At 59.3% G+C, this 25,392-nt stretch carries 19 protein-coding genes and 1 tRNA gene; 10 read left to right on the forward strand and 10 right to left on the reverse strand.

The genetic code is table 11. The features are described 5' to 3' along the window. The first annotated feature begins 139 nt into the window (after positions 1-139). On the forward strand, positions 140-1,537 hold the full coding sequence (locus tag T18_RS06325; RefSeq protein ID WP_038489884.1) for an MDR family MFS transporter: 1,398 nt from the start codon (positions 140-142) through the stop codon (positions 1,535-1,537). On the opposite strand, the gene T18_RS06330 is transcribed toward T18_RS06325, so the two are convergent. The 3 genes from T18_RS06330 to T18_RS06340 form a co-directional block, all read right to left on the reverse strand. Continuing rightward, complete coding sequence (locus T18_RS06330) at positions 1,538-2,278, reverse strand: RlmE family RNA methyltransferase (protein ID WP_003515161.1); 741 nt, start codon at positions 2,276-2,278, stop codon at positions 1,538-1,540. Next, entirely contained in the window at positions 2,275-3,906 is a 1,632-nt protein-coding gene (locus tag T18_RS06335) for a Ppx/GppA phosphatase family protein (RefSeq protein WP_038492688.1), read from the reverse strand. The genes T18_RS06330 and T18_RS06335 overlap by 4 nt, the downstream gene beginning before the upstream one ends. Before the next feature lie 166 nt (positions 3,907-4,072). After that, a tRNA-His gene (locus T18_RS06340) sits at positions 4,073-4,149 on the reverse strand. A gap of 361 nt (positions 4,150-4,510) precedes the next feature. On the opposite strand from T18_RS06340, the gene T18_RS06350 reads away from it, so the two are divergent. Together T18_RS06350 and T18_RS06355 are read left to right on the forward strand one after the other, a co-directional pair. Next, positions 4,511-8,254 carry an ATP-binding protein gene (locus T18_RS06350; RefSeq protein ID WP_038489882.1) on the forward strand — a complete coding sequence of 1,248 codons (3,744 nt, stop codon included), beginning with the start codon at positions 4,511-4,513 and terminating at the stop codon, positions 8,252-8,254. A gap of 85 nt (positions 8,255-8,339) precedes the next feature. After that, on the forward strand, positions 8,340-9,998 hold the full coding sequence (locus T18_RS06355; protein WP_038489880.1) for an ABC transporter permease: 1,659 nt from the start codon (positions 8,340-8,342) through the stop codon (positions 9,996-9,998). Positions 9,999-10,309: 311 nt separating this feature from the next. Here T18_RS06355 and T18_RS06360 read toward each other — a convergent pair whose 3' ends face one another. The 5 genes from T18_RS06360 to T18_RS06380 form a co-directional block, all read right to left on the reverse strand. Next, positions 10,310-11,122, reverse strand: coding sequence for an ABC transporter permease (locus tag T18_RS06360; RefSeq protein ID WP_003515157.1), 813 nt, complete (start codon positions 11,120-11,122; stop codon positions 10,310-10,312). A 4-nt stretch (positions 11,123-11,126) separates the two neighbouring features. Beyond that, entirely contained in the window at positions 11,127-12,035 is a 909-nt protein-coding gene (locus T18_RS06365) for an ABC transporter permease subunit (protein WP_038489877.1), read from the reverse strand. 11 nt (positions 12,036-12,046) lie between these two features. After that, complete coding sequence (locus T18_RS06370; RefSeq protein WP_003515155.1) at positions 12,047-13,204, reverse strand: ABC transporter ATP-binding protein; 1,158 nt, start codon at positions 13,202-13,204, stop codon at positions 12,047-12,049. 179 nt (positions 13,205-13,383) lie between these two features. Further along, positions 13,384-14,481, reverse strand: coding sequence for a polyamine ABC transporter substrate-binding protein (locus T18_RS06375; RefSeq protein ID WP_003515154.1), 1,098 nt, complete (start codon positions 14,479-14,481; stop codon positions 13,384-13,386). A gap of 151 nt (positions 14,482-14,632) precedes the next feature. Next, positions 14,633-16,048, reverse strand: coding sequence for a helix-turn-helix domain-containing protein (locus tag T18_RS06380; RefSeq protein WP_038489874.1), 1,416 nt, complete (start codon positions 16,046-16,048; stop codon positions 14,633-14,635). A gap of 254 nt (positions 16,049-16,302) precedes the next feature. On the opposite strand from T18_RS06380, the gene aceA reads away from it, so the two are divergent. Together aceA and T18_RS06390 are read left to right on the forward strand one after the other, a co-directional pair. After that, the gene (gene aceA / locus T18_RS06385; RefSeq protein ID WP_038489871.1) at positions 16,303-17,592 is read left to right on the forward strand and encodes an isocitrate lyase; all 1,290 of its coding nucleotides are present in this window, start codon (positions 16,303-16,305) and stop codon (positions 17,590-17,592) included. Positions 17,593-17,675: 83 nt separating this feature from the next. Next, positions 17,676-17,933: a hypothetical protein gene (locus T18_RS06390; RefSeq protein ID WP_003515151.1), complete on the forward strand. Its 258-nt coding sequence runs from the start codon at positions 17,676-17,678 to the stop codon at positions 17,931-17,933. Positions 17,934-17,939: 6 nt separating this feature from the next. Here the strand turns inward: T18_RS06390 and T18_RS06395 are convergent, their stop codons facing one another. Beyond that, a complete protein-coding gene (locus tag T18_RS06395; protein WP_038489869.1) occupies positions 17,940-18,812 on the reverse strand; it encodes a LysR family transcriptional regulator in 873 nt (290 codons plus the stop codon). Between the two features lie 83 nt (positions 18,813-18,895). Here T18_RS06395 and T18_RS06400 point away from each other — a divergent pair, with 83 nt between their 5' ends. Next, positions 18,896-19,243 carry a hypothetical protein gene (locus tag T18_RS06400; protein ID WP_038492686.1) on the forward strand — a complete coding sequence of 116 codons (348 nt, stop codon included), beginning with the start codon at positions 18,896-18,898 and terminating at the stop codon, positions 19,241-19,243. Positions 19,244-19,353: 110 nt separating this feature from the next. Here the strand turns inward: T18_RS06400 and T18_RS06405 are convergent, their stop codons facing one another. Continuing rightward, positions 19,354-20,535: an NAD(P)/FAD-dependent oxidoreductase gene (locus T18_RS06405; RefSeq protein ID WP_038489866.1), complete on the reverse strand. Its 1,182-nt coding sequence runs from the start codon at positions 20,533-20,535 to the stop codon at positions 19,354-19,356. Between the two features lie 129 nt (positions 20,536-20,664). Between T18_RS06405 and T18_RS06410 the strand changes: the two genes are divergently transcribed. The 4 genes from T18_RS06410 to zwf all read left to right on the forward strand — a co-directional run bounded on the left by T18_RS06410 (position 20,665) and on the right by zwf (position 25,388). After that, on the forward strand, positions 20,665-22,101 hold the full coding sequence (locus tag T18_RS06410) for a glutamine synthetase family protein (protein ID WP_013635499.1): 1,437 nt from the start codon (positions 20,665-20,667) through the stop codon (positions 22,099-22,101). A gap of 10 nt (positions 22,102-22,111) precedes the next feature. Next, positions 22,112-23,398, forward strand: coding sequence for an NAD(P)/FAD-dependent oxidoreductase (locus tag T18_RS06415; protein WP_038489865.1), 1,287 nt, complete (start codon positions 22,112-22,114; stop codon positions 23,396-23,398). A 26-nt stretch (positions 23,399-23,424) separates the two neighbouring features. Next, positions 23,425-23,775 carry a hypothetical protein gene (locus T18_RS06420; RefSeq protein WP_038489862.1) on the forward strand — a complete coding sequence of 117 codons (351 nt, stop codon included), beginning with the start codon at positions 23,425-23,427 and terminating at the stop codon, positions 23,773-23,775. A gap of 137 nt (positions 23,776-23,912) precedes the next feature. Beyond that, positions 23,913-25,388 (forward strand): glucose-6-phosphate dehydrogenase, encoded by a 1,476-nt coding sequence (gene zwf, locus T18_RS06425; RefSeq protein ID WP_038489859.1) that lies wholly within the window; start codon positions 23,913-23,915, stop codon positions 25,386-25,388. Positions 25,389-25,392: the final 4 nt, after the last annotated feature.

Here is a 25,392-nt window from a genome sequence, read left to right on the forward strand (position 1 = left end):
GAAAGTTGCAAGAAAACCGGCCTCACGCAGGTTTGATCGGAACTTCAGGAATTGATAATTAACGTGTTGGCAAGTCGGCCCATCAGGCGTAGGAGGAACTGCGATACCATTGTCGCAGCGGAGAGCCGCAGGCAGCCTCATGAACCGCATCATTCCCCTGATCCTGGCAGTCGCTCTCTTCATGGAGCAGATGGACTCCACCGTCATCGCCACATCGCTTCCGGCCATTGCGGCCGATCTTCATGTGGGTCCGATCACGCTCAAGCTCGCACTGACGGCCTATATGGTGTCGCTGGCGATCTTCATTCCCATCAGCGGCTGGATGGCCGACAAATACGGCGCGAAGAAAATCTTCCGTTTCGCCATCGGCGTCTTCGTCGTCGGTTCGATCTGCTGCGCGGTCTCGTCGTCGGTATTCGAATTCGTCGTTTCGCGCTTCCTGCAAGGCATGGGCGGGGCGATGATGACGCCCGTTGGCCGCCTCGTCCTCTTGCGGACGACGCAACGCAGCGAACTGGTTTCCGCCATGGCGCTTTTGACGATACCGGCGCTTGTCGGGCCTCTGACCGGCCCGCCGATCGGCGGCTTCATCACCACCTATTTTTCATGGCACTGGATTTTCCTCATCAACGTGCCCATCGGCGTCATCGGCATCTGGCTGTCGACGATCTTCCTGCCGGAAATCGAGACCACCAATCCGCCACCGATGGGCGGCAAGGGTTTCGTATTATCCGGTCTTGCAGCATCGGGCGTGGTTTTCGGCGTGTCGGTCGTCAGCCTTCCCGCACTGCCGCCCGCCATCGGCATCGCCTCGACGGTCATCGGTTTCATCTGCGGCTTTCTTTATGTGCGACACGCGGCAAACCATCCTGCTCCCATTCTGGATTTCCGCATTTTCCGCAACCCGACATTCCGGGCGGCCACCGTTGGCGGCACCGCCTTCCGCATTTCCACGGGCGCCATTCCCTTCCTGATGCCGTTGATGTTGCAGATCGGTTTCGGGCTCAACCCCTTTCAATCAGGCATGATCACCTTTGCCGGGGCAATCGGCGCGATCACCACGAAATTCATGGCCAAGCGGGTCTTTGCCGCAACGGGGTTCAGATCAACGCTGATCGGAGCCGGCATCGTCGGTGCCTTCACGACGCTCGCCAACAGCTTCTTCACGCCGGAAACGCCTTACCCACTTATCATGATCTGCCTGGTCACGGCGGGCTTTGCCCGTTCCTTCTTCTTTACCGGATCCAACGCGCTCAGCTATTCCGATATAGACGACAGCCAGGCAAGTCAGGCGACTTCGATGGCATCCGTGCTGCAACAGATCAGCCTTGCGCTCGGCGTGGCTTTCGCAGCCGCCATCCTGGAAGTCAGCAGCATGTTATCCGGCTCGCATCTGCAGCTTGCCGATTTCCACGTTGCCTTCACCATCGTGGCGCTGGTCTCGCTGTTTGCAATCGTGCCGATCATCCGCATGGACGCGCAAGCGGGCGCGGCCGTTTCCGGCCACCGCGGCAAGGTCTCGCAACCGGCAGAGTGATTAGTCTTCGTCCGCCTCATCCACGTGCATAACGGACTGCGTTTCGGCTGTCCGGCCCTTGAAATGCTTGGCGAGCAGGAACATTTCGACCGATTCCGAGCGCGAGGACGCCGGCTTGATATGCAGGACCTGCTTGAAGTTCTTCTTCAGCATGTCGAGCAAGGCCTTTTCCGTGCCGCCCTGGAAGGTCTTGGCGAGGAAATGGCCGCCTTCCGCCAGCACCTGAACCGCGAAATCGGCCGCGACTTCGCACAGATGCATGGTGCGGATGTGGTCCGTCTTTTGGTGGCCCGTAGTTGGTGCCGCCATGTCGGACAGTACCAGATCTGGCGTGCCGCCAACGGCCTCCATCAACTGGTCCGGTGCGGTCGGATCGAGGAAGTCGAGCTGCAGGATCTTCACGCCGGGGATGGGATCGATTTCGAGAAAATCGATAGCGGCGACGCGGATATCATCCTCGGTGGAATCCGTCACCTTAGAAGCGATCTGCGACCAGCTTCCGGGTGCCGCACCAAGGTCGATGATGCGGGTGGCACCCTTCAGGATCTGGTGCTTGTCGTTGATTTCCAGAAGCTTGAAGGCGGCGCGGGCGCGATAGCCTTCAAGCTTGGCGCGCTGCACATAGGGGTCGTTGATATGACGTTCCAGCCAGCGGCGCGATGAGGCCTTGAGCTTGGTCTTCTTGACCTTCTGACCGATCTTTCGGCCGGTGCGATTGGTGCTTGTGGGCGCCTTGCTCATGTCAAACCTTCCGTTCTGTCCTGCCGTGCCATCTGCATGCGCCTTATCCGGTTACGCCGCCATGCGCCGTCATCCGCCATCATATCCGTCAACAGGCCTTCGCGCAGCCCGCGATCGGCCACACGCATGCGCCGCGCTGGCCAGCGACGGCGAATGGCCTCGAGGATGGCGCAGCCGGCCAGAACCAGATCGGCCCTGTCAGGACCGATACAGGCATTGGCGGCGCGGCCGGCAAAATCCCATGCCAGAAGCTTGTCCTGCATCGCCGTCACCTCGGTATCTGAAAGCCAGAGGCCATCCACCTTGCGGCGATCGTAGCGCGGCAGGTCGAGGTGAACGCCGGCAAGCGTCGTCACCGTACCCGAGGTTCCGATCAGGTGAAAATCCTCGTGATGCGCAAGCGGCGCCAGAGGCGGGCACTGGAAGGCATCCAGAAGCCCTTCGACTTCCCGCACCATGGCGGCAAACACATCCGGCGTCACATCGCGGCCGCCATGGCGTTCCGAGAGGGTAACAACGCCGACCGGCAACGATGTCCAGTGGGTGATGTGATTGGCGAGCCGGTTGGAACGGTTTTCGCCGACCTTGATGACGGCGATTTCCGACGATCCGCCGCCTATATCGAACAGCACCACCGAACGGGCTTCACGCCCGACCAGGGAGGCGCAACCCGAAACGGCGAGACGCGCTTCCGTCTCGCGGCTGATGATCTCAAGCTTGAGCCCGGTTTCCCGGGTAACCCGCTCCAGAAACTCCTCGCCATTGGTTGCTGCCCGGCAAGCTTCGGTGGCGATGAGGCGCATACGCCTGATCGGGCGTCCAGCAAGTTTCGAGGAGCAGACCTTGAGAGCCTCCACCGCGCGATCCATGGCATCGTCTGAAAGACGGCCGGTCGATACCAGCCCCTCGCCCAGCCGGACGATGCGCGAAAAGGCATCGACGACCCGGAACTGACCGGGCCGTGTCGGCTGCGCGATCAGCAGTCGGCAATTATTGGTTCCGAGATCGAGCGCCGCATACATGTCCGTTGCGAATTCGGAGCCATGGTCTTGATGGCGGGCGCCGTGACGGGCGGATATTTCGGATTGTTGCCGGTGCGGTTCCTGAGCCGTCCCATTGGCGCGACCGTTCTGCTTGCCGACATGTCGGGGCGCATGGGAGGGAACCAGCGGGCGACCCTGCGGATCGCGGCTGCGCGGATCACGGTGAGCCCGCTTGCGGTTACGCGACTTGCGACCACCGGCAGGCGGCACGGAGGATGGATTGGTGGCATCCGTTGCGATGACAGCCTCTGGCTGTTCACTGGCAGCAGGCGGCGTCTGATGGGAGGTGCCTTTGCCACGGGAACGCCGACGCCGCTTTCTTTTGCGCGGTTCGGCATCCGGCTCGAGAGCCGATACATAGGGGGAACCGGCCGGAACATCCGCGGCAACATCATGCGACAGCACAGCAACGTCACGGGGTTTACCGTCACGCCTGTTTTTCTTGCCACGACGGGATCGCTTCGCTTTCCCTTTGTTTGCCACCGACGCCCCTTGTTCCGACGGCTTTGGGCCGTTTCCGGGGTCGATCACTGTCTTGTCCATTTCGCCGCGCACAAGCGTAGACGCTATGCTGCTGGCTTTCATAAGGTTTCGTTGGGCGGACAATACCAGCGCAAGAGATTTTAGCCAAATGGTTTTTAGAAGGGAGGAAACCGCACAGTCGACGCGCAGCAAAGACATGCGTTTGCGATAACCCAAATCGGGTTTGAAATCTCTGCAATGATTTTCAGGAATTTTAGGAAATTGGAGATGGTACGGTTGGGGGGTCTCGAACCTCCGACCTCAGGTGCCACAAACCTGCGCTCTAACCAACTGAGCTACAACCGCACATCAAACGCCGAACCGGCGCCACGGGGGGTGACATAAAAGGTGTTTTCGCTATTTGCAAGTCCTTCAGCGAATTTTGCGAAAAAAGGCTTGGAAAGGCAAGCGGTTTTCATGGCGCCAGAGCTGGCAACAGTCGATAGCCGGGTATACCGCTTGTAATCTGGAACGGGGCCAGAACGGGTCTCGCCGGGCCTGTTCATGTTAACTCTATTTGGCGATTCATTCAGGCGGCGGTGGACCGCGCCGCCCTGTGAAGTTATTTAAAATTCTGTTAACGTGGTGCCTCAGCGGGTTTACGTTTCAGCTTCATGAGGAAGCCGAAAGCCTCGCAAGGTCCGGTAGTGCCAGAATAGGTTTCGACATGCCCGCCGTCCAGTATCCCTTTATCGATATCGCAGTGCATGAACGGGTGCGCGAAGGTTTCGGGCGCGGCGAGGCGATGGCTTTGTTCTCGCTCGATCTTCAGAGTGCGCTCTGGGCCAATGGGCGCGGTGCAGCGCTGTTCGGCACGCCGATGGTCTATGATTTTCTGGAACAGGGGCCGAAACGGCAGGACGTGACCTTTCGGCAGCTGGCCGCGACGGCGGCGCGTCTTTCGAAGACGGGCGACAGCCTGCCGTTTACCATTCGTATCAATGCCGGCTTCCGCAGCCTTGCCGTTACCGCCAAGGCGGAAATCATCGAGGCCGAACCGGGCCAGCCTGCTATTCTGTTTTCCGCCCTCACCGATCAGGCCGCACCCGACACGGCGGAATGCGCAAGGCGCATGATTGAAGGCTTTGACGATCCCGATATCCATATCGCTGTCATCAATGGCGATAACGAGGTCGTTGCCGCTTCGGCCAAGTTTGCGTCGCTCGGCATCACGCCGCATACGGCAAAGACGCTGGTTAGGATGGCCGCAGGTCAGGCTGGCCACCTCGTCAAACGGCCCGTGCCGACCGGCAAGGGTTACATGCCCGCCGCCGCCGGCCAGATCACGACATCGCCAGAACTCAATCTGTTGTTCGTGGTCGAAACCGCGCTCGGGACACTCGATCCCGTTAACGGCTTTGCCGAAGACAAGCCGCAGGAAACCCCGGTTGCCTCCCAACCGGCCTTGCCGGTTGCCGAGACCGCGCCTGTTGCCGCAACGGCTGCCTCGTTCGATTCCGTGCTCGACGCCGTCGCCGGGATAGAAGATGTGGAGGACGTGCCGGAACTGCCTTCCGACGTCGAAGACGAAGTGACGGTGGAACAGGATGAAGAAGCCGTCCTGCCATCGCTTGCAGCAGAAGAAGAAACGGATGCTCCGGCGGATGTCCCGCTGGAGGATGCCGATACGGCTGCGAATGCGGCTATGACGGACGATATTGCCGATCTCTTCGAACTGGATGCGAATTATGCAGAGGTTCCGGCAGCTGGTCAGGCTTCCAGCGAAGACCATACCGAACAGGCCCCGGACGTGGAGCGCGCAGAGGCGGAAGATGAGGTCGCTGAAACAATAGCGGCGCAGGACGCTGCACCCGTTGAAGAGGATCTCCCGGCGGCCGTGGAACCGACCGACGAACCCCAGCCTTTTGTCTTCAACGCCGGTGCGCGTGCATCCCGTTTCGTCTGGAAAATCGATGCCGAGGGCCGCTTCAGCTCGATCTCGCACGAATTTGCGGAGGCTGTGGGCGCGAAGGCGGCAGCTGTCGAAGGCATGAGTTTTGCCGATGTGGCGGCACTGTTCAATCTCGATCCGGAAGGCAAGATTCGCGAGCTTCTCGGCCGCCGTGATACCTGGTCTGGCAAGACGATCTATTGGCCAGTCGAAGGCACGTCCCTGATGGTGCCGATCGATCTCGCCGCCCTTCCCACCTATACGCGCTCGCGCGAATTTGACGGTTTCCGTGGTTTCGGCATCGTGCGGCTGGCCGATGCCGCAGAGGATCCGCACGCCACCGGCCTCACCTTCCTGCACGGCGAAGACGCCCTTCAAACCGAGGTTTTGCCGCAGCCGGCTGCCGAGGATGAAGACGAGGGATTGCTGGCTTTTCTCGATGAGCTCGATGACGAAACCCCGGCCGCTGAAGATGCGCCAGCCGAGATTTCGGACGAAGAGCGGCCCCACGATTACAGCCCGCCGGAATTCGAAGTGCCGGCCTTGGCAATCGTACCGACCCCGGAACCAGAGCCGGAGCCCTACTCCGACAAGGTCGTCCATCTGGAAGAGCGCCGCTGGCGCTCCCGCGAGGGCCTGACCGCAGGCGAGCAGGCCGCCTTCCGCGAAATCGGCCGGACGCTGGCACCCGTAGATGCCGTTTCAGACGAAGGCCCGAAGGCGGAAGAAGACGCTCCTTCTACCGATCCGGCTGCACAGCACATCCAAGACGATATCGACGCGGTAACACAGGTGGACCTGCCGCCCGTGCTGGAAGAAGACGTTAATGCCGCAGAACCGGCTGAGGAAGACGATCTCTTCGCGGACTATGTTCGCGGCGAACGCCCTGCGGCCACGAACAAGCCTGCCGATGAAATCCAGATCGAAGAAAAGACAGTCGCCTTCAACGAGGTAGTACCGGCGGCCGATATCGCCGCTGCGATGGTTAGCCCACCGCTGCGACCCGCCGATGCGCTGAGCGCCGAAACGCTGGACCAGATGCCCGTGGCACTGCTGGTGCATGCCGGTGACAGGCTGATCCATGCCAATCCGGATTTCCTGCGGCTGACGGGCTACGGCTCTCTTGATGAATTGGACGAGGTCGGTGGACTGGAAGCCCTGCTGCAACGGCAGGAGCTTGAGGATATGCCTGATAACGAAGGCGGCATGGTCGTCGTCAGCGCCGAAAATGACATCATTCCGGTCAAGGCACGGCTGCAATCCATCCGCTGGGAAGACACCAAGGCGCTGATGCTGTCGCTGGTTCCGCTGGAAGAAAAGCAGGCACCGGTTACGGCAGCCAACGAGAATACGTCAGCGGCGGAAACCGCGAATGCCGACACAGGCAGCGTTTCCGTATTGCAGGGCGAAGTCGAAGAACTGCATTCCATTCTGGAAACGGCAACGGATGGCGTGGTGCTTTTGGGAGACGACGGCGAAATCCGTTCGCTCAATCGCTCCGCCAGTGCGCTATTCAACTACGACAATGGCGAAATCGCAGGAAAGCCCTTCGTCACCCTGTTTGCGCATGAGAGCCAGCGCGCGGTGCTGGACTATCTCTCTGGCCTTGCCAATAACGGTGTCGCCAGCGTGCTGAACGATGGCCGCGAGGTGATCGGCCGCGAGGCATCCGGCGGTTTTCTGCCGCTGTTCATGACGATCGGGCGGCTCAAATCCTCGCACGGCTATTGCGTGGTCATCCGTGACATCACCCAGTGGAAGCGCACGGAAGAAGAGTTACGCAACGCCAAGCGCGCGGCGGAAACCGCCAATGCGCACAAGACCGATTTTCTTGCGCGTGTCAGCCACGAAATCCGCACGCCTCTCAACGCCATCATCGGCTTTGCGGACATGATGGCGACCGAGCGTTTCGGGCCGATCGGTCATCCGCGTTATGTGGAGTATTCCAATGATATCGGACGTTCGGGCCGGCATGTGCTCGATATCGTCAACGACCTCCTCGACATCTCCAAGATCGAAGCCGGGCAGATGGATGTCGATTTCATCGCGGTTCCGCTGAACGAGACGGTGGCCGAGGCGGTCTCGCTGGTGCAGCCGCAGGCCAACAATCAGCGTGTCATCATCCGCACGGCGCTTTCGCAATCCGTTCCACAGATCGTTGCCGACCTGCGCTCGATCAAGCAGATCGTGCTCAACATCCTGTCGAACGCCATCCGCTTCACGCCATCAGGCGGCCAGATCGTGGTTTCCACCGCCTATGAGGCCAATGGCAGCGTCGCGCTGCGTATCCGCGATACCGGCATCGGCATGACCCGGGCTGAGCTGGAACAGGCCATGAAGCCGTTCCGGCAGGTGGCGTCATCGGGCAAGCGCGTGCGCGGCGATGGCACCGGGCTCGGCCTTCCCTTGACCAAAGCGATGGTGGACGCCAACCGCGCGAACTTCTCCATCACCTCGACACCGAACGAGGGAACGCTGGTGGAAATTACCTTTCCGTCGCAGCGGGTTCTTGCCAACTGAGGCCATGCGGGCGTAGCAATGCGGGAACCGCCGGCTAAACGGACAGCCGGTTGAGGCTTTCGCAGGACAGCAGGCTGGCTTTTCCATGACGGTTTCCATTCCGGCAACAAGACGCGTTTCATTGTTGCCCATCACGGCGGTCATCGTCGCAGCCATCGCCGCCATGCCTGTTCTGGCGGTCTTCTGGCTGGCGCTGACCGGCAGCACGGAAGGATGGCAACACCTTCTAGCCAATGTTCTGCCGCGCGCCGGGTTGCGCACCTTCCTGCTGCTGGCGATGACGGCCGCAACGACGGCATTGTTCGGCATTGTCTGCGCCTGGCTCGTCACCACATTCGAATTCCCTTTGCGGCGGGTATTATCGGCGGCACTTGTCCTGCCGCTCGCCATTCCCTCGTATCTGGCAGCCTATGCTTTCGGCGAGTTCCTGGATTTCACCGGCCCGGTACAAAGCGCCCTTCGCGCCGTCTTCGGCTATCACAGCATCCGCGACTACTGGTTTCCGGACGTACGCTCGCTTGGCGGCGCCGTGGTGGTTCTGAGTTCGGTGCTTTACCCTTATGTCTATCTCTCGGCCCGCGCCGCCTTTGCCATGCAGGGACGGTTTGCGGCCGAAGCTGCGCGCACACTTGGTGCGAAACCGCTTGGCGTATTCTTTTCCGTTCAATTGCCGATGGCGCGGCCGGCGATCGCCATCGGTCTTTCGCTGGTCCTGATGGAAACGCTGAACGATATTGGCGCTGTCGAATATCTCGGTGTCCAGACGCTGACTTTCACGATTTACGAGACCTGGCTCAATCGCGGCAATCTTGCCAATGCCACACAGATCGCCGCCGTCATTCTGCTCATCGTTGGTGCGTTGATCTTCATCGAACGCAATGCCCGCGAAAAACAGCGCTTTGCCGCTCCAAAAGCCACGACCATGGCGCAACGCCACCGGTTGAAAAGCCTTCGCGGCTGGCGGCGCTGGTCTGCAAGCCTCTTCTGCATCGTTCCCGTGGCGAGTGGTTTCCTCATTCCCGTCATCGTTCTTGGCGGTTACGCCGCAAAAAGGCTGGATGCGCTGTTTGCGCCGAAGCTGCTGAAAGCGCTCGGTCACAGTCTCGAGGTCTCGCTTTCCGCCGCCTTCGTCACCCTGATTGCGGCTTTCGTATTTTCCTATGCCATCCGCACCGAGCGCTCGCGCACGTCAAAGGTGGCCGCGCGACTTGGCTCCATGGGATATGGCGTGCCGGGAACGGTGCTCGCCATCGGCGTGCTCATTCCCCTGGCCGGTCTCGACAATCACGTAGACGGGTTTGTCCGCTCCCATTTCGGATTTTCGAGCGGCCTGCTGCTGTCAGGCACTGCCTTTGCCATCATCTACGCCCATTCGGTACGCTTCATGACCATGGCGGAGGGAACGCTTGATGCCGGGTTCCAGAAGCTCTCGCCGCATATCGACATGGCCTCGCGAACGCTTGGGCGCAACCGGTTGCAGACACTGTTCAAGGTGCTGTTGCCGAATATGCGGCCTGCGGCGCTGACAGCCTTTCTTCTGGTACTGATCGAATCCATGAAGGAGCTGCCGGCGACGATCCTGCTGCGGCCCTTCGGCTTCAACACGCTCGCCACGCTGGTCTATGAAGACGCGTCCCGCTCAAGGGTGCAGGATGCCGCCGTGCCGGCGATCATCATCATCATTGCCGGGCTTATCCCCGTGCTTCTCGTGTCGAAATCGATGGATCATCCGGAAAACCGCTGAAGGCAACCCGCATGGCGGCAAAAAGAAAGGCGGCCTCTCGGCCGCCTGTATTAGTTGTGCTTTTTTAACGAGAGAAAGGGGGACAACCTCGCCATATGGAAATTATCAATCCCGGCTATCGAAAATTTGACAGCCCTGCGTTGGGATTTACTTTCCGCCAACTCCTATTAACAAGCGGTTAAAACCAAAATCGATCAATTACCGACGATAATTCCTATTTTGAGACCGTAAAAGTCAAAAACTAAATTGCAGGTTTCTAATTTTATCGACGCCTCAACAGTAACGCGTAGAAATCGGCGAGGAATATTCGATCAGTTGCGCGCGGCTGCGTGTTCGTCCTTCATTCGCTGGAGTTCCGTGCGTTTGGAGGCGATGGAAGCGACAATCACGCCGATTGTGACAAGCCCGATAAGGATCGTGCAGATGGCGTTGATCTCAGGTGTGACACCAAGACGAACCTGCGAATAAATCTTGATCGGCAGCGTCGTCGCACCCGGACCAGTGGCGAAACTTGCGATCACGAGATCATCGAGCGACAGCGTAAACGCCAGCATCCAACCGGCGATGACGGCCGGGAAGATCAGCGGCAGGGTAATTTTGAAGAAGGTCTTGACCGGCGGGCAACCGAGATCGAGCGCTGCTTCCTCAAGGCTGCGATCAAAGGTCAACAGGCGCGACTGCACGACGATTGCCACATAACACATGGTGAAGGTGGTGTGGGCGATGACCACCGTCCAGAAGCCGCGATCCACCCCGACGGCCACGAACAGCAAAAGCAGCGACAGACCGGTAATGACCTCCGGCATGACGAGCGGCGCATAGATCATGCCCGAAAACAGCACGCGTCCCGGAAAGCGCGCAAAGCGCGTCAGAGACAGCGCCGCCAGCGTTCCGAGGATGGTGCCGATGGTGGCGCTCAAAATACCGACACGAAGCGTCACCCAGGCTGCATCCATCAGCCCCTGGTTCGACCACATGGACTTGTACCATTGCAGCGAAAATCCGCCCCAGACGGTGACCAGCTTCGAGGCATTGAAGGAATAAACGATCAGGATGATGATCGGGATATAGAGAAAGGCAAAACCGAGGGTCAGGACGGTGATGTCGAATTTTCCGCGTTTCATGGCATCACCCGACTTTCTTCTGCTGGTTCTGGAAGATGGCGATGGGCACCACCAGCAACAGTAGAAGCAGCACCGCAACCGCGGATGCCAGGGGCCAGTCGCGGTTGCCGAAGAATTCAGTCCAGAGGGTCTTGCCGATCATCAGCGTCTGCGCACCGCCAAGCAGATCGGGAATGACGAATTCGCCGGTTATCGGGATGAAACAGATCATCGACCCGGCCACCACGCCCGGCAGCGACAGCGGGAAGGTAATCTTCCAGAAGGCTTTCCAAGGCGGGCAACCCAGATCGGCCGCCGCTTCCAGAAGCGTATTGTCGAATTTTTCCAGCGCCGAATAAAGCGGCAGCACCATGAACGGCAGATAGGAATAGACGATGCCGATGAAGATCGCCGTCTCGGTGCGGAAGATATTGACCTGCTGGTCCGGCCCCAGAAAACCGAGCCATTGGAACAGCACCGTCAGCAGACCTTCGGGCTTCAGAATACCGATCCAGGCGTAAACGCGGATCAGGAACGAGGTCCAGAACGGCAGAATGACCAGCATCACCAGCGTCGGGCGGATGGATGACGGCGAACGCGCCATGGCAAGAGCCATGGGATAACCGATCAGCAACAGCAGGAAGGTGGAGATGAATGCGATGCGCAGCGACGAGAAATAGGCGTCGATGTAGAGCGGGTCTTCCGTCAGAAACAGGTAGTTTTCGAAATCCAGCTGCGAGAAGAATGCGCCAAGCTTCGAAAACCCTTCGAAGACTGGCGTATAGGGCGGCATGGATATCGCCGTATCCGAAAGCGATATTTTGAAAATGATGAAAAAGGGCGCTGCGAAAAACAGCATCAGCCAGAAATAGGGAACCGCGACGACCAGCCATCGCCAGGGACTTTGCCGGTTTTCAGGAGTGGTGATCGCCATAAAAGCCTCCCTCAGTGCGTTAGCACAAGACCGGAATCCTGTTTCCAGTTCAACCACACCATATCGCCGAAGGTGATCGGGCGATCTACGAGACGCGAGACATTCGCCTGCGCTGCACGGATGACACGGCCATCGGCAAGCTTGACGATGAACACCGAGAAGTCACCGAGATAGCCGATATCCCAGACTTCGCCATAAGCGGAATTGACGGCGCTGTCGGTGGGTTGATCGAGCGAGATGCGGACCTTTTCCGGGCGGATGGCGAAAGCCACCCGGCTTCCGGTGACCGCGGCGCATTCCTGCTCCACGGCAACTGTCAGCCCGTCGCAATCGAGTGTCACCAGTCCCGGCTTGCCGATATCGGACGCGTTAGTGACGACATTGGCGTCGAAAATATTGATGTCGCCGATGAAATCCGCCACGTAACGGCTGTTCGGCGCCTCGTAGATCTCGGCAGGCGTTGCCACCTGCACCACAATGCCCTTGTCCATGACCGCGATCCGGTCCGACACCGTCATTGCCTCTTCCTGGTCATGGGTGACGATCAGGAAGGTGAGGCCGAGATTGGTCTGGATGTCCATCAGCTCGAATTGGGTTTCCTCGCGCAGCTTCTTGTCGAGCGCACCGAGCGGTTCATCCAGCAAAAGCACCTTCGGCCGCTTGGCAAGCGAGCGGGCAAGCGCCACGCGCTGCCGCTGGCCGCCCGAAAGCTGGCTCGGCTTGCGCTTGGCAAACTCGCTGAGCTTGACGAGCCGCAGCATTTCCTCGACCCGCGAGGATACTTCAGCCTTGGGCAGACCGTCCTGCTCTAGACCAAAGGCAATGTTCTTCTCCACCGACATATGCGGGAAAAGGGCGTAGGACTGAAACATCATATTGGTCGGGCGCTTGTAGGGCGGCACGCCGGAAATATCCTTGCCCTGGAGGAGAATACGCCCATTGGTCGGTTCCTCGAAACCGGCCAGCATGCGCATCAGCGTGGTCTTGCCGCAGCCGGAAGGACCGAGCAGCGAAAAGAACTCCCGTTCGTAAATATCGAGCGTCAGATTATCGACGGCGACGAAATCGCCAAACCGCTTGGTGACGTTTTCAAAACGGATGAAGGGAACCGCATCGGGATTGTCCCAAGGGCTAAATTTGCGTTTGACCGGCCCCAGAGTTTTCGCCATTCACCCTACCCTCAAATCCCGTTGATTTTGTAGATTTGAGCATCGGATTTCCCGAAAACCGCGTCACACTTTTCGGTCCGATGCCATGAGGCGGGCAGCGCCGGCAGGTTGCGTGACCTGCCGGCAAGGTATCAGAGAAACAGGCCCGCCGGCCGTTTCTCAACCAGCGCGCGGAGCTATCAGCTACCGGTCTTTATCTGCGTCCAGACACGGTTCAAGACACGCTGTTCCTTCGGTCCGTAGGGTGAGATGGTGAAGAGCTTCTTCATCGTCTCGGCATTGGGGTAGACCGCCGGGTTCTTGGCAACCGACGGATCCATCAGCGCCTGCGAGGCAAGGTTGCCGTTCGCATACTGAACATAGTTGGACGCCTTGGCGATGACTTCCGGGCGCATCAGGTAATTTATGAAGGTGTGAGCTTCCTCGACATTCTTGGCATCCGCCGGGATGGCAAGGTTGTCGAACCACATATAGGTGCCTTCCTTCGGGATGACGTAGTTCACCTCGACGCCGTTCTTGGCTTCTTCGGCACGCTTTTTCGCCTGAAGAATGTCACCCGACCAGCCGATCGTGATGCAGCTGTCGCCATTTGCCAGCTCGTCGATATAGGCGGAGGAGTTGAAGGTCTTCACAAAGGGACGGATCTTCGAATAGACGGCACCGCCCGCTTCCAGATCGGCCGTTTCCTTGCTGTCCGGGTTCTTGCCGAGGTAATTCATCGCGATGGCGAAGGTCTCGTCCGATGCATCGAGAATATTGATGCCACAGGATTTCAGCTTTTCGGCATTTTCCGGCTTGAAGAGAATATCCCAGCTGTCGACCGGAACATCACCGAGAGCCGCCTTCACCTTGGCGACGTTATAGCCGATGCCTGTTGTGCCCCACATGTAGTTCACGGCATACTCGTTGCCGGGGTCGTATTTTGCCAGACGCTCGGAGACATCCGGCCACATGTTCTTCAGATTCGGCAACTTGGACTTGTCGAGTTTCTGGAAAACACCGGCATTGATCTGGCGGGCGAGGAAGGGGCCAGTCGGCACCACCACGTCGTAGCCGGAGCTGCCGGCCAGAAGCTTCGTTTCCACGAGTTCGTTGCTGTCGAATACATCGTAAACGACCTTGATGCCGGTTTCCTTGGTGAAATCGGTAAGGATCGATTCGTCGATATAATCCGACCAGTTAAAGACGTGAACGACCTTCTCCTGGGCCATTGCCGAGCCTGCAGCAACGAGCGCCGTCGTGAGAGCCAAAGTGAAACGGAGCGAACGGTTTTTCATGATTTCTCCTGTTAACGCATCCTCGTGACGGAAGCGTGATCCCCTTTTTTAGTGAGACTAGAAAGGAAAACAAAAGGGAGCAAGCGGGAAATGTGCAGCACAGCATTTTCAACCGAATGTGTTCCACCGGAAAAAAAGTGATGCGAAACCTCTACTGGAAGTCGAAAACACTAAGACCGGTCACCATTTCGTCCAGGCCGAGCGGCCTCGTCAGCGGGGCCTCCGCCCGCGACAGACAGCCCTGCCTTTCACACAGCCGGCACGAGGGACCAATGGCAATGGTCGGCCCACCTGCGCCGGCAGCTCCATAAACCGTCTCCCCGGCCTGGGCGAGATCGCAGCCCAGAAGCACGGCCGTTCGCCGCACCCTTTCGCCGAAACCGGCCTGCGGGCCTTCAAGCGTGCGCGACACCGTCAGGAAGGCGTCACCGTCAGGCATCTCCACCGGCTCCACCAGCACCTGCCCCGGCTGGGCAAAAGCTGCGTGGATATTAAGACGCGGACAGAGGCCACCAAACCGTGCCCTCGGGAAACCACCGGCGCCCGCAAGACGGAAACGGTTGCCGGCATTGTCAGTCTCCATCAAAAAGAACGGGATTGCCGCAGCCGTCGGCCTTTGCAGGCTGACGAGCCTGTTGGCGGCCTGCTCGAACGACACATTGAAGCGTGATCGCAGGACATCGAGATCGTATTTCGCGCGCTGGGCGGCACTCAAAAACGCACCATAGGGCATCATCAGGGCATGGGCGGCATAACGCGCCAGCTCGAAGCGGGCGATGCGCCGTGCCTCCTCCCCCTTCAGGCCAAGCGTCTCCAGCTCAGCGCCAATCTCCTCTCGAAGCGCCAGAAGACAGGTTTCCATCGCCATTTCCCTGAGCTGATCCGGCTGCGACAGGCGCTCGGACAAAAACAGCCGCATGGAATGGCGGTCATAACGCCGCCGCAGATTGGGCATGGCATGGACCGGCAGAGTTCTGACCACGATACCGTGGTTTTTCTGAAGCCATGCGCGAAGGCCCGCGGCGAGATCTTCGCCCGTCGACAATTGCTTGTGGAGTTCTTCTGCCGCCGCATCGATGGAATGGACATAGGCCGGCCGGTTTTCAAAGACGTGCCGCACCTCGTCTATCGGCAGGCGGGTGGAGGAAAGCGCCGTCTCATGTCCTTCGCGCGCCAGAAGATCCGAGAGGTCGGAAAGGCGCTGCGCCTGTTCCCGATACGCCCTGTACAGCTTGACGACGCCACTTGCCGCATTGGGCGCGGCATCTGCCACCTCGATCAGCTCCTGCGGCGACGGCACCTCGCCCACCAAGAGCGGATCGGCGAAGACCTCTCGCAATTGCCCGGCGGAACCGGCACTCTCGCCTTGCAGGTCGTCCATATCCACCTTGTAGACTGAAGCGAGCTTCAAGAGTAGCTGCACGGTCAGCGGCCGCTGATTGCGCTCGATGAGATTGAGGTAGGAAGGCGAGATTGCCAGCGCCTCGGCCATGGCTGTTTGCGTCAAGGCCAGACCGTTGCGAATACGACGTACGCGCGGGCCAGCAAAAATCTTGTTTTCCGACACAGCCTCAACCTCACATCGAAAGAGTCATACAAGCCTGTTACAAATTCGCCGGGCATGAGGCTTTTACAAAATTTACAATTTTACAGCTCCACCCTGTCATGCACACTACAGCATAACCTCTTTCAAGTCACTGTTTTTATGTTTCTTCTGGCGCTCAAACTCATGAAAATGTAAATGTAGTCACATCGAAAGGCACTTCACACAGTTGAAGACAGCACGTTTCTGAAACTGCATTTGTCATGGGAGAGAGAAGTATGACGGATTTTTACAAACTTGTTCCGGGCGCACCGCAGGGACGCTTCGACGGCATTGAGCGCACTTATACCGCCGCCGACGTGGAGCGGTTGCGCGGCTCCGTTGAAATCCGCCATTCGCTGGCCGAGATGGGTGCCAACCGGCTGTGGAAGCTGATCAACGAAGAGAATTTCATCAATGCGCTCGGCGCGCTTTCCGGCAACCAGGCCATGCAGATGGTTCGCGCCGGGCTGAAGGCGATCTATCTTTCCGGCTGGCAGGTTGCGGCAGATGCCAACACGGCCTCCGCCATGTATCCGGACCAATCGCTCTACCCCGCCAATGCGGCGCCAGAGCTTGCAAAGCGCATCAACCGCACCTTGCAACGGGCAGACCAGATCGAGACGGCAGAGGGCAAGGGCCTTTCGGTCGACACGTGGTTCGCGCCGATCGTTGCGGATGCGGAAGCCGGGTTCGGGGGACCACTCAACGCCTTCGAGATCATGAAGGCATTCATCGAGGCCGGTGCAGCCGGTGTTCACTATGAAGACCAACTGGCATCTGAAAAGAAGTGCGGCCATCTCGGCGGCAAGGTTCTGATCCCCACGGCGGCGCATATTCGCAACCTGACGGCGGCACGACTTGCAGCCGACGTCATGGGCGTGCCGACGCTGGTCATCGCCCGCACCGATGCGGAGGCAGCCAAGCTTTTGACCTCTGACATTGACGAGCGCGACCAGCCCTTCGTTGATTACGATGCCGGCCGCACCGTCGAGGGCTTCTATCAGGTGAAGAACGGTCTTGAACCCTGCATCGCCCGTGCGGTGGCCTATGCGCCCTATTGCGATCTGATCTGGTGCGAGACCTCCAAGCCAGATCTCGAGCAGGCGCGCAGGTTTGCCGAGGGCGTGCACAAGGTGCACCCCGACAAGAAGCTCGCTTACAATTGCTCGCCGTCGTTCAACTGGAAAAAGCACCTCGACGACGCGACGATTGCCAAGTTCCAGCGCGAGCTCGGGGCGATGGGCTACAAGTTCCAGTTCATCACGCTGGCCGGCTTCCACCAGCTGAATTACGGCATGTTCGAACTGGCACGCGGCTACAAGGAGCGGCAGATGGCGGCCTATTCCGAGCTTCAGGAAGCGGAATTCGCGGCCGAGGTTAACGGCTACACCGCCACCAAACACCAGCGCGAAGTCGGCACCGGCTACTTCGACGCCGTGTCGCTGGCAATCTCGGGCGGCACGTCTTCGACCACCGCCATGAAGGAATCCACCGAGCACGACCAGTTTCGCCCGGCGGCGGAATAAACTGGAAAACTGCCCTTCCCTTGAACGGGAAGGGCTTGCAAATCGCATCAAGAACCCCAACCAATAAAGAGAGGAGAAATGCCATGAATGCCCATAACCCCATCAAGACCCACGTCAAGGAACGCGCCGAGGAGCAGTCCTCCGCCATGACGCAGGATCAACAGGTCGCCATCCGCATGCTGGCCAACGATCTGCACCGCCTCAATCAGGCCGTCATGAAGGCAGTTGAGGCCGGTGTTTCCGTTGAACTCGTCCGCTCAGCCCGCCATCACGGCGGGGGCGGCAACTGGGGCGATCTCCTGATCCCGGTCATCGTCGCGCAGGGAAGTGCTGCTGCGTGACACCGCTCATGCCGGACGGCTTTTTCGTCCGGCGTACAAATCGGAATGTCGCTTGATGAGACGCGTCATCCGGTCCGCCACCGTCCGTATATCGCGGCGGTGGCGATCGTCATTGTTCATGACGATCCACTGATTGTGACGAAGCGCTTCGATTTCGTCACCCTCACGCATCAGCCGCGCATCGGCATCGCCCACGAAACACGGCAGCACGGCAACCCCTGCTCCGGCCAGTGCCAGATCGAGCAGTGCCGTCGGCCTGCTAACCGTCACCACGATCTCATTACCATGGTTTTCATGCGGCCAGCGCAGGTAGGCGGAAATGGCGTTTTCTTCCGCCACCGCCAACCACCGGTCTGAAACGGAGCTGGCGGCGTTGCGCAGCCTGTAGGGCGCATAGGCCACCTCCCCCGTCTTGATGGCAGCGAGGTTGCGTTCCTCGGGCTCGAAAGCGCGAATGCCGATGTCGTTTTCACGGTGCGCCAAAGACGCCCTCTGTTCGGCGATGAAAAGATCGATGCGGAAATCATCGCGATCCGTGCAGATGGCGGAGAAATTTACTGCCAGCAGCCAGGCATTCCAGGTACCGACGGCAATGCGCACGACGGAAGAGGCCGACGACGCCTTTTGCCATCCCTCGATATCTTTTGCCGCGTTCTCCATCGCCTGAAGACGGTCAAACAGCGCGCGGCCATCCGGTGTCAACGCGTATCCCGTCTGGCTGCGCTGGAACAGCGCCTTGCCGATACGCTCCTCCAGTTCGACCATGCGTCGCCCGAGAGTCGCAGGGCTCAAATCCGTCAGCGCCGCAGCACCCGTCAGGCCGCCGCTGCGTGACACATCGAGGAAAAGTTGGTATGAATCCCAAGTGACGTTTTTCATTTATGAAAAACGTAGCGCATTTTCTTGCGCAGATAAAACAAAAAACGGCGTGCATCATGGCCCTCCGCAACATGGAGAGTGACATGCACGTATTTTATTCAGCATTGGCCATCATCGAAAACCAGACGCCGCGCACGCGGCGGGAAGCCATCCGGCAGGAAGAGAAATTCTATGCCGATATGGCCGAGGCATCCTGGCCGTGGCGGCTTTTTACCGCGATTGCTGCAAGGGCGAAAGCGAAGAGCCTGACCTTAGTAAAAAAGGGCGATCAGGGCAGCCACGGCACCGGCTGCGATTGCAGTCAGGCGAAAGGCCAACTGCCTGCTCTCGCTTTCGGCGCGGGCGATGGCAATGGCGCGAGGGCGGCGATGTGCGGATCTGTTCATGCGCGGGCTCCTGACGAAAAACTCAACCGACCCATGCCCTGTTAAGAGCCTCCAGCATGACATCATGTACAGCGGAACCACAACGCGATCCGGCTTTGCTGGCATTCTGTCAGGATGACTCCGTGCCTATTAACAAGGTGTTAATACGAGCGGTTTCAGGCGAATTCACCTGCTGACTGACCGGAGGCCCAGGCCCACTGGAAATTATAACCGCCCAGCCAGCCGGTCACGTCAACACATTCGCCGATGAAATAGAGGCCGGCCAAGGTTTTCGCTGCCATGCTGCGGGAATCGAGGCCGGTCGTATCCACGCCGCCAAGTGTGACTTCCGCCGTGCGATACCCCTCGGAACCGGCTGGCTTGATCTGCCAGTCCTGCACCTCATTTGCCAGGGTCGCCAGAGCCTTGTCTGACATATCGGCAAGGTTGCCGGTCAGCCCCGATTTTTCGACGACATGCTGCGCCAGCCGTTTCGGCAGGATTTCCGCAAGAGCGGTCTGGGCCGACTGGCGGCCGTTCTTCTGTTTCGCTTCCTTTAGCAAGGCGACGATATCGCGCGCAGGCTCCAGTTTCAGGCGGATCGTATCGCCCTCCCGCCAATAGGAGGAGATTTGCAGGATTGAGGGTCCGCTCAGGCCCCGATGGGTAAACAGCAGTGCCTCGTTGAAAGCCGTTTTGCCATGGGAAATTTCGGCTGGCACGGCAACACCGGCAAGGGGGCTCAGCCGTTCCAGTGCCGCAGGATCAAGCGTCAGCGGCACGAGACCGGGGCGCGTCTCGATGAGCGACAAGCCGAACTGCTCGGCGATCTGGTAGGCAAAACCCGTCGCACCCATTTTCGGGATCGACTTGCCGCCCGTTGCGACCACAAGGCTTTCCGCCTCGATGACGCCGCCGGAGGTCGTCACGCGAAACCGGCCGCCATCATGGGCGACATCAGAAACGGCGGTTTCGAGCCTCAATTTCACCTTTGCAGCCTGCATTTCGCCAAGCAGCATGCGGATGATGTCCTTGGCGCTATCGTCGCAGAACAGCTGCCCAAGCGTCTTTTCATGCCAGGCGATACGATGTTTTTCGACCAGAGCGATGAAATCGCGCGGCGTGTAACGGGCAAGTGCGGATTTGGCGAAATGCGGGTTAGCGGAGAGATAGTTCTTCGGCCCGGCGTGGATGTTGGTGAAATTGCAGCGGCCGCCGCCGGAGATGCGGATTTTCTCGCCCGGCGCCTTGGCATGGTCGAGGATGATGACGGAGCGGCCGCGCTGGCCGGCGCGGATGGCGCACATCATGCCAGCAGCCCCCGCCCCCAAAATCAGCACGTCACATTTGTCTGCCATAGTTGTTTTCCGTTTGCTTCTCCCTTTCCTCTTTTCGAAGTGTCGCCCGTTGTCAATGGCGCTTTCCCCCTCGCCAATTGCCAAACTCCGGTTATGATGGCGCCAGTCGAAACACAGACCCGGTGATACATGCCCCCGAAGAAAACCATGCTCCGCCCGAAGAAACAGGCAACCATGGCAAAGAAACCTCCCCTCGACCTTTCCTCTACCCGTGGCGTTTCCTCCTGGCGCGAAGCTTCGCAATGGTTGAGGGCGCGCGGTATCGAGGATATTGAATGCATAACACCCGATCTTGCCGGGGTTGCGCGTGGCAAGATGATGCCGACGGCGAAATTTACGGGCGACACCTCGCTTGCCCTGCCCTCCGCGCTCTATCGCCACACGATCTCGGGCGAATACCCGGATGAGACGGCAAACTTCCGCTATGAGCCGCGCGACAGCGACCTGAAGCTTGTGCCTGATCTTTCCACGCTGTCCGTGGTGCCATGGGAAAGCGACCCGACCGCGCAGGTGATCTGCGATGTCGTGGATGCCGAGGGTAATTTCGTTCCCTATACGCCGCGCAACGTGCTGAAAAACGTGCTTTCGCTTTACACGGAAAAAGGCTGGAAGCCGGTCGTCGCGCCGGAAATCGAATTCTACCTGGTCGCCATGAATGACGACCCTGACTATCCGCTGCATCCGCCGAAGGGCCGCTCCGGACGCTCCATTGTCGGTGGGCAGAGCTATTCCATCGCCGGCATCAACGAGTTCGACGAACTGATCGACGATATCTATCACTTCTCCGAAAAACAGGGCCTCGAGATCGATACCCTTATCCATGAGGAAGGCCCGGCCCAGCTTGAAATCAACCTGCGCCATGGCGATCCGATCGAACTTGCCGACCAGGTGTTCCTGTTCAAGCGCACTATCCGTGAAGCAGCATTGAAGCATGGCATCTACGCCACCTTCATGGCCAAGCCCATGCAGGGTCAGCCGGGTTCGGCCATGCATATCCATCAGTCGGTGGTGGAGATCGACAGCGGCCGCAATATCTTCTCCAACAAGGACGGTGGCCCTTCCAAGGAGTTCTTCGCCTTCGTCGGCGGCATGCAGCGTTATGTTCCGAACGCGCTGGTGATGCTTGCTCCTTACGTGAATTCCTATCGCCGCCTGACACCTGACATGGCTTGCCCGGTCAACAATGCCTGGGGTTACGACAATCGCACGACGGCTTTCCGCGTGCCGATTTCCAGCCCGCAGGCAAGGCGTGTCGAAAACCGCCTGCCGAGTTCGGATGCCAATCCCTATCTCGCGCTTGCCGCTTCGCTTGCCTGCGGCTGGCTCGGCATCGTCAACAATATCGAGCCGACCGAACCGACCGCCGATACGGCCAATGAAGGCTCCATCGACCTGCCGCGCGGGCTGCTGGAAGCCGTGGCGCTGCTGGAAGGCGAAGAACAGTTCGAGCGGGTGTTCGGCCATGAATTTGTCGGCCTTTATGCGGGCCTGAAGCGCGGGGAATTCGAGACATTCATGCAGGTCATCAGCCCATGGGAGCGGGAATTCCTGCTTCTCAACGTGTGAGGTCTGAAGCATGACGTGGCAAAGCCCGATAGCGCCGGGGATTTCCTGGTATCAGGCAAGCGCCCAGGAGCGGCCGCAATATCCGGCGCTCGACGGGTCGAAAGCAGTGGACGTCGCGGTCGTCGGCGGCGGCTATACCGGGCTTCAGGCCGCCTTTAATCTTGCCGCCAACGGTGTCTCCGTCGCTTTGATCGAGGCGCATCGTTTCGGCGACGGCGCGTCCGGCCGCAACGGCGGGCAATTTGGCACCGGGCAGCGCTCGTTTCCCGACGAGATGGAAGACGAGATCGGCTTCGAGCAGTCCAAGGTACTGTTCGATATCGCCGAGGATGCCAAGCACTACGTCCTCAACTTCGCCCGCGATCACGGCATCGACATGGAGTATCTGCCGGGGCAGCTCTATGTGGCGCACAAGGCTGCTTACGAAGACGATTACCGCAAAAGCGTCGATGCGATGAACAATCGCTACGGCTATCCGCATATTTCCTACATGGAGCGGGCGGACGCACGCAGACGTGTCGGCTCCAGCCATTATTTCGGCGGCACACGCGATACCGGCACCGGCCATATCCATCCGCTGAAGCTGCTGGTCGGGCTTGCGAAAGCCGCAAAAGAGGCGGGCGCCGGCATCCATGAAATGACGCCCGCCAAATCCATACGCCAGGCGGGCGGCAAGACCATCATCGAAACGCCCTCCGGCACGCTGACCGCAACGCGGGTGCTGATTGCGACCAATGCCTATATCGGCAATCTGGAACCGGTGACGGCGGCCCATATCATGCCCATCCGCTCCTTCATCGGCGCGACCGCGCCGCTTGACGCTTATCCCGACATTATTCCCGGCAAGGAAGCCGTGGCCGATTCCCGTTTCGTGGTGCGCTATTTCCGCAAGACGGTCGACAACCGGCTGCTGTTCGGCGGGCGCGAGGCCTATACGGCCGATACGCCGCGCGACATTTCCAGCCATATTCGCCGGCAGATCGCGGAAATCTATCCCGAACTCGGAAATGTCGAGATCACCCATTCCTGGGGCGGCTCCGTCGGCATCACCCTGCCAAGGCGGGTGTTCGTGCGGGAAGTCATGCCAGGGGTCACCTCCATCGGCGGTTATTCCGGACACGGGGTGATGCTGTCGAACTATTGCGGCAAGCTCTATGCCGATCTCGTTCTCGGCAGACAGGATATGCTGGCGGCTTTCGCGCGGTTGAAGGTTCCTTCGTTCCCCGGCGGCGCATCGCTGCGGGCACCGCTGCTTTTTCTGGCGCTCTCATGGTACGCGTTGCGAGACAGGTTTTAGGAAATCCGCCCACCTCTGGAGATCTTATGGAAAGACCTAGCGACAGGCTTGTAGCGATTGCGACCGGTTACGGGATGGCGGAAACCGCCGTGACGTGTTCGTTTCTGCGCGCCTATGGCATCCACACCACCGTGCCCTCGGCCCATATCGTTTCCGTGAACTGGCATTTGACGGTCGCTTTCGGAGGCATGGAAATCCAGGTGCCGGAGTGGCAGCGGCATGAGGCAAGACTGCTGCTGGACAGTATAGATGCCTCGCACAAGGTCGATGAGCCATCACCGCGATCATGGATGGGGAAAATCGCAGCAATCGTCGTTTTTTTCTTTTTTTCCGTTCCGCCGCCGGCCAAAGGCTTGTTCAAGAACCCTGCTTTCTAGCCGGCATCACTCAATGACAATCGCTACGGGTTTTCGACCCGTGAAACCAAAATTCATAATTTCACATAACTGAGACTGGCATTTTTAAATCGATTAGATTATGGATGCCCCAACCCTTGAAGATCGAGAGTATCGATATGAGCAGTCAGATCATTCCTGTTGAAGCTTTTGATTGTGTCGTTTTCGGCGGCACAGGCGATTTGGCAGAGCGCAAGCTTTTGCCGGCCCTTTATCACCGTCAGGTCGAAGGCCAGTTCACGGAGCCGACCCGCATCATCGGCGCGTCGCGTTCGGTCATGAGCCATGAGGAATATCGCAAATTCGCGCAGGACGCGCTGAAGGAGCATCTGAAGGCGGGCGAATATGATGATGCGCAGGTTGCGCTGTTCCTCAACCGGCTTTTCTACGTTCCCGTCGACGCAAAATCCGGCAACGGATGGGACGTGTTGAAGAAGCTGCTCGATGAGGGCAAGGAGCGCATACGCGCCTTCTATCTCGCTGTTGCGCCCGGCATTTTCGGCGATATCGCCGACAAGATCCGCGAACACAAGCTTATCACGCGCTCGACCCGCATCGTCGTCGAAAAGCCGATCGGCCGCGACCTTGCCTCGGCGCAGGAACTCAACGACACCATCGGCCACGTCTTCAAAGAAGAACAGATCTTCCGCATCGACCACTATCTCGGCAAGGAGACGGTGCAGAACCTGATGGCACTGCGTTTTGCCAACGCGCTTTACGAGCCGCTTTGGAATTCCGCCCATATAGACCACGTGCAGATCACGGTCGCAGAAGCTGTCGGCCTTGAGGGTCGCGCCGGATATTACGATACGGCCGGTGCGTTGCGCGACATGGTGCAGAACCACATTTTGCAATTGCTTTGCCTCGTTGCCATGGAGCCGCCCGCTTCCATGAACGCGGAAGCCGTGCGTGACGAAAAGCTCAAGGTTCTGCGCTCGCTGAAGCCGATCAACACCACCAATGTCGAAAAGCTGACGGTTCGCGGCCAGTACCGCGCCGGCGCTTCCGCAGGCGGCCCGGTGAAAGGTTATCTGGAGGAGCTGGAGGGCGGCGTTTCCAACACGGAAACCTTCGTCGCCATCAAGGCCGAAATCGCCAACTGGCGCTGGGCCGGCGTTCCTTTCTACATTCGCACGGGAAAACGCCTTGCGACCCGCGTTTCGGAAATCGTCGTCACGTTCAAGCAGATCCCGCATTCGATCTTCGACGATGCGGCCGGCAAGATCGAAGCCAACAAGCTGGTCATTCGCCTCCAACCGGACGAAGGCGTCAAGCAGTCGCTGCTCATCAAGGATCCCGGCCCGGGCGGCATGCGTCTGCGTCAGGTCTCGCTGGACATGAGCTTTGCCGAAGCCTTCAATGTGCGCAGCCCCGATGCCTATGAGCGGCTTTTGATGGATACCATCCGCTCCAACCAGACACTGTTCATGCGCCGCGACGAAGTGGAAGCGGCATGGGACTGGGTCGATCCGATCCTCAAGAGCTGGGAAGAACTGGGACAGGGCGTACAGGGTTATACTGCCGGAACCTGGGGTCCGAGCGGCTCGATCGCACTGATCGAGCGCGACGGCCGCACCTGGCACGACGCTGACTGAGGGC

The organism is Rhizobium sp. TBD182 (genome assembly GCF_001950375.1).
Lineage (GTDB): Bacteria > Pseudomonadota > Alphaproteobacteria > Rhizobiales > Rhizobiaceae > Agrobacterium > Agrobacterium tumefaciens.

Bases quoted from the DNA above. Each gene is read 5' to 3' on its own strand.
- T18_RS06355 (WP_038489880.1), top strand. From the start codon at position 8,340: ATGACGGTTTCCATTCCGGCAACAAGACGCGTTTCATTGTTGCCCATC.
- T18_RS06415 (WP_038489865.1), top strand. From the start codon at position 22,112: ATGACGTGGCAAAGCCCGATAGCGCCGGGGATTTCCTGGTATCAGGCA.
- T18_RS06375 (WP_003515154.1), bottom strand. From the start codon at position 14,481: ATGAAAAACCGTTCGCTCCGTTTCACTTTGGCTCTCACGACGGCGCTC.
- T18_RS06365 (WP_038489877.1), bottom strand. From the start codon at position 12,035: ATGGCGATCACCACTCCTGAAAACCGGCAAAGTCCCTGGCGATGGCTG.
- T18_RS06395 (WP_038489869.1), bottom strand. From the start codon at position 18,812: ATGAAAAACGTCACTTGGGATTCATACCAACTTTTCCTCGATGTGTCA.
- T18_RS06360 (WP_003515157.1), bottom strand. From the start codon at position 11,122: ATGAAACGCGGAAAATTCGACATCACCGTCCTGACCCTCGGTTTTGCC.
- T18_RS06325 (WP_038489884.1), top strand. From the start codon at position 140: ATGAACCGCATCATTCCCCTGATCCTGGCAGTCGCTCTCTTCATGGAG.
- T18_RS06335 (WP_038492688.1), bottom strand. From the start codon at position 3,906: ATGAAAGCCAGCAGCATAGCGTCTACGCTTGTGCGCGGCGAAATGGAC.
- aceA (WP_038489871.1), top strand. From the start codon at position 16,303: ATGACGGATTTTTACAAACTTGTTCCGGGCGCACCGCAGGGACGCTTC.
- T18_RS06350 (WP_038489882.1), top strand. From the start codon at position 4,511: ATGCCCGCCGTCCAGTATCCCTTTATCGATATCGCAGTGCATGAACGG.
- T18_RS06400 (WP_038492686.1), top strand. From the start codon at position 18,896: ATGCACGTATTTTATTCAGCATTGGCCATCATCGAAAACCAGACGCCG.
- T18_RS06410 (WP_013635499.1), top strand. From the start codon at position 20,665: ATGCCCCCGAAGAAAACCATGCTCCGCCCGAAGAAACAGGCAACCATG.
- T18_RS06420 (WP_038489862.1), top strand. From the start codon at position 23,425: ATGGAAAGACCTAGCGACAGGCTTGTAGCGATTGCGACCGGTTACGGG.
- T18_RS06405 (WP_038489866.1), bottom strand. From the start codon at position 20,535: ATGGCAGACAAATGTGACGTGCTGATTTTGGGGGCGGGGGCTGCTGGC.
- T18_RS06370 (WP_003515155.1), bottom strand. From the start codon at position 13,204: ATGGCGAAAACTCTGGGGCCGGTCAAACGCAAATTTAGCCCTTGGGAC.
- T18_RS06330 (WP_003515161.1), bottom strand. From the start codon at position 2,278: ATGAGCAAGGCGCCCACAAGCACCAATCGCACCGGCCGAAAGATCGGT.
- zwf (WP_038489859.1), top strand. From the start codon at position 23,913: ATGAGCAGTCAGATCATTCCTGTTGAAGCTTTTGATTGTGTCGTTTTC.
- T18_RS06390 (WP_003515151.1), top strand. From the start codon at position 17,676: ATGAATGCCCATAACCCCATCAAGACCCACGTCAAGGAACGCGCCGAG.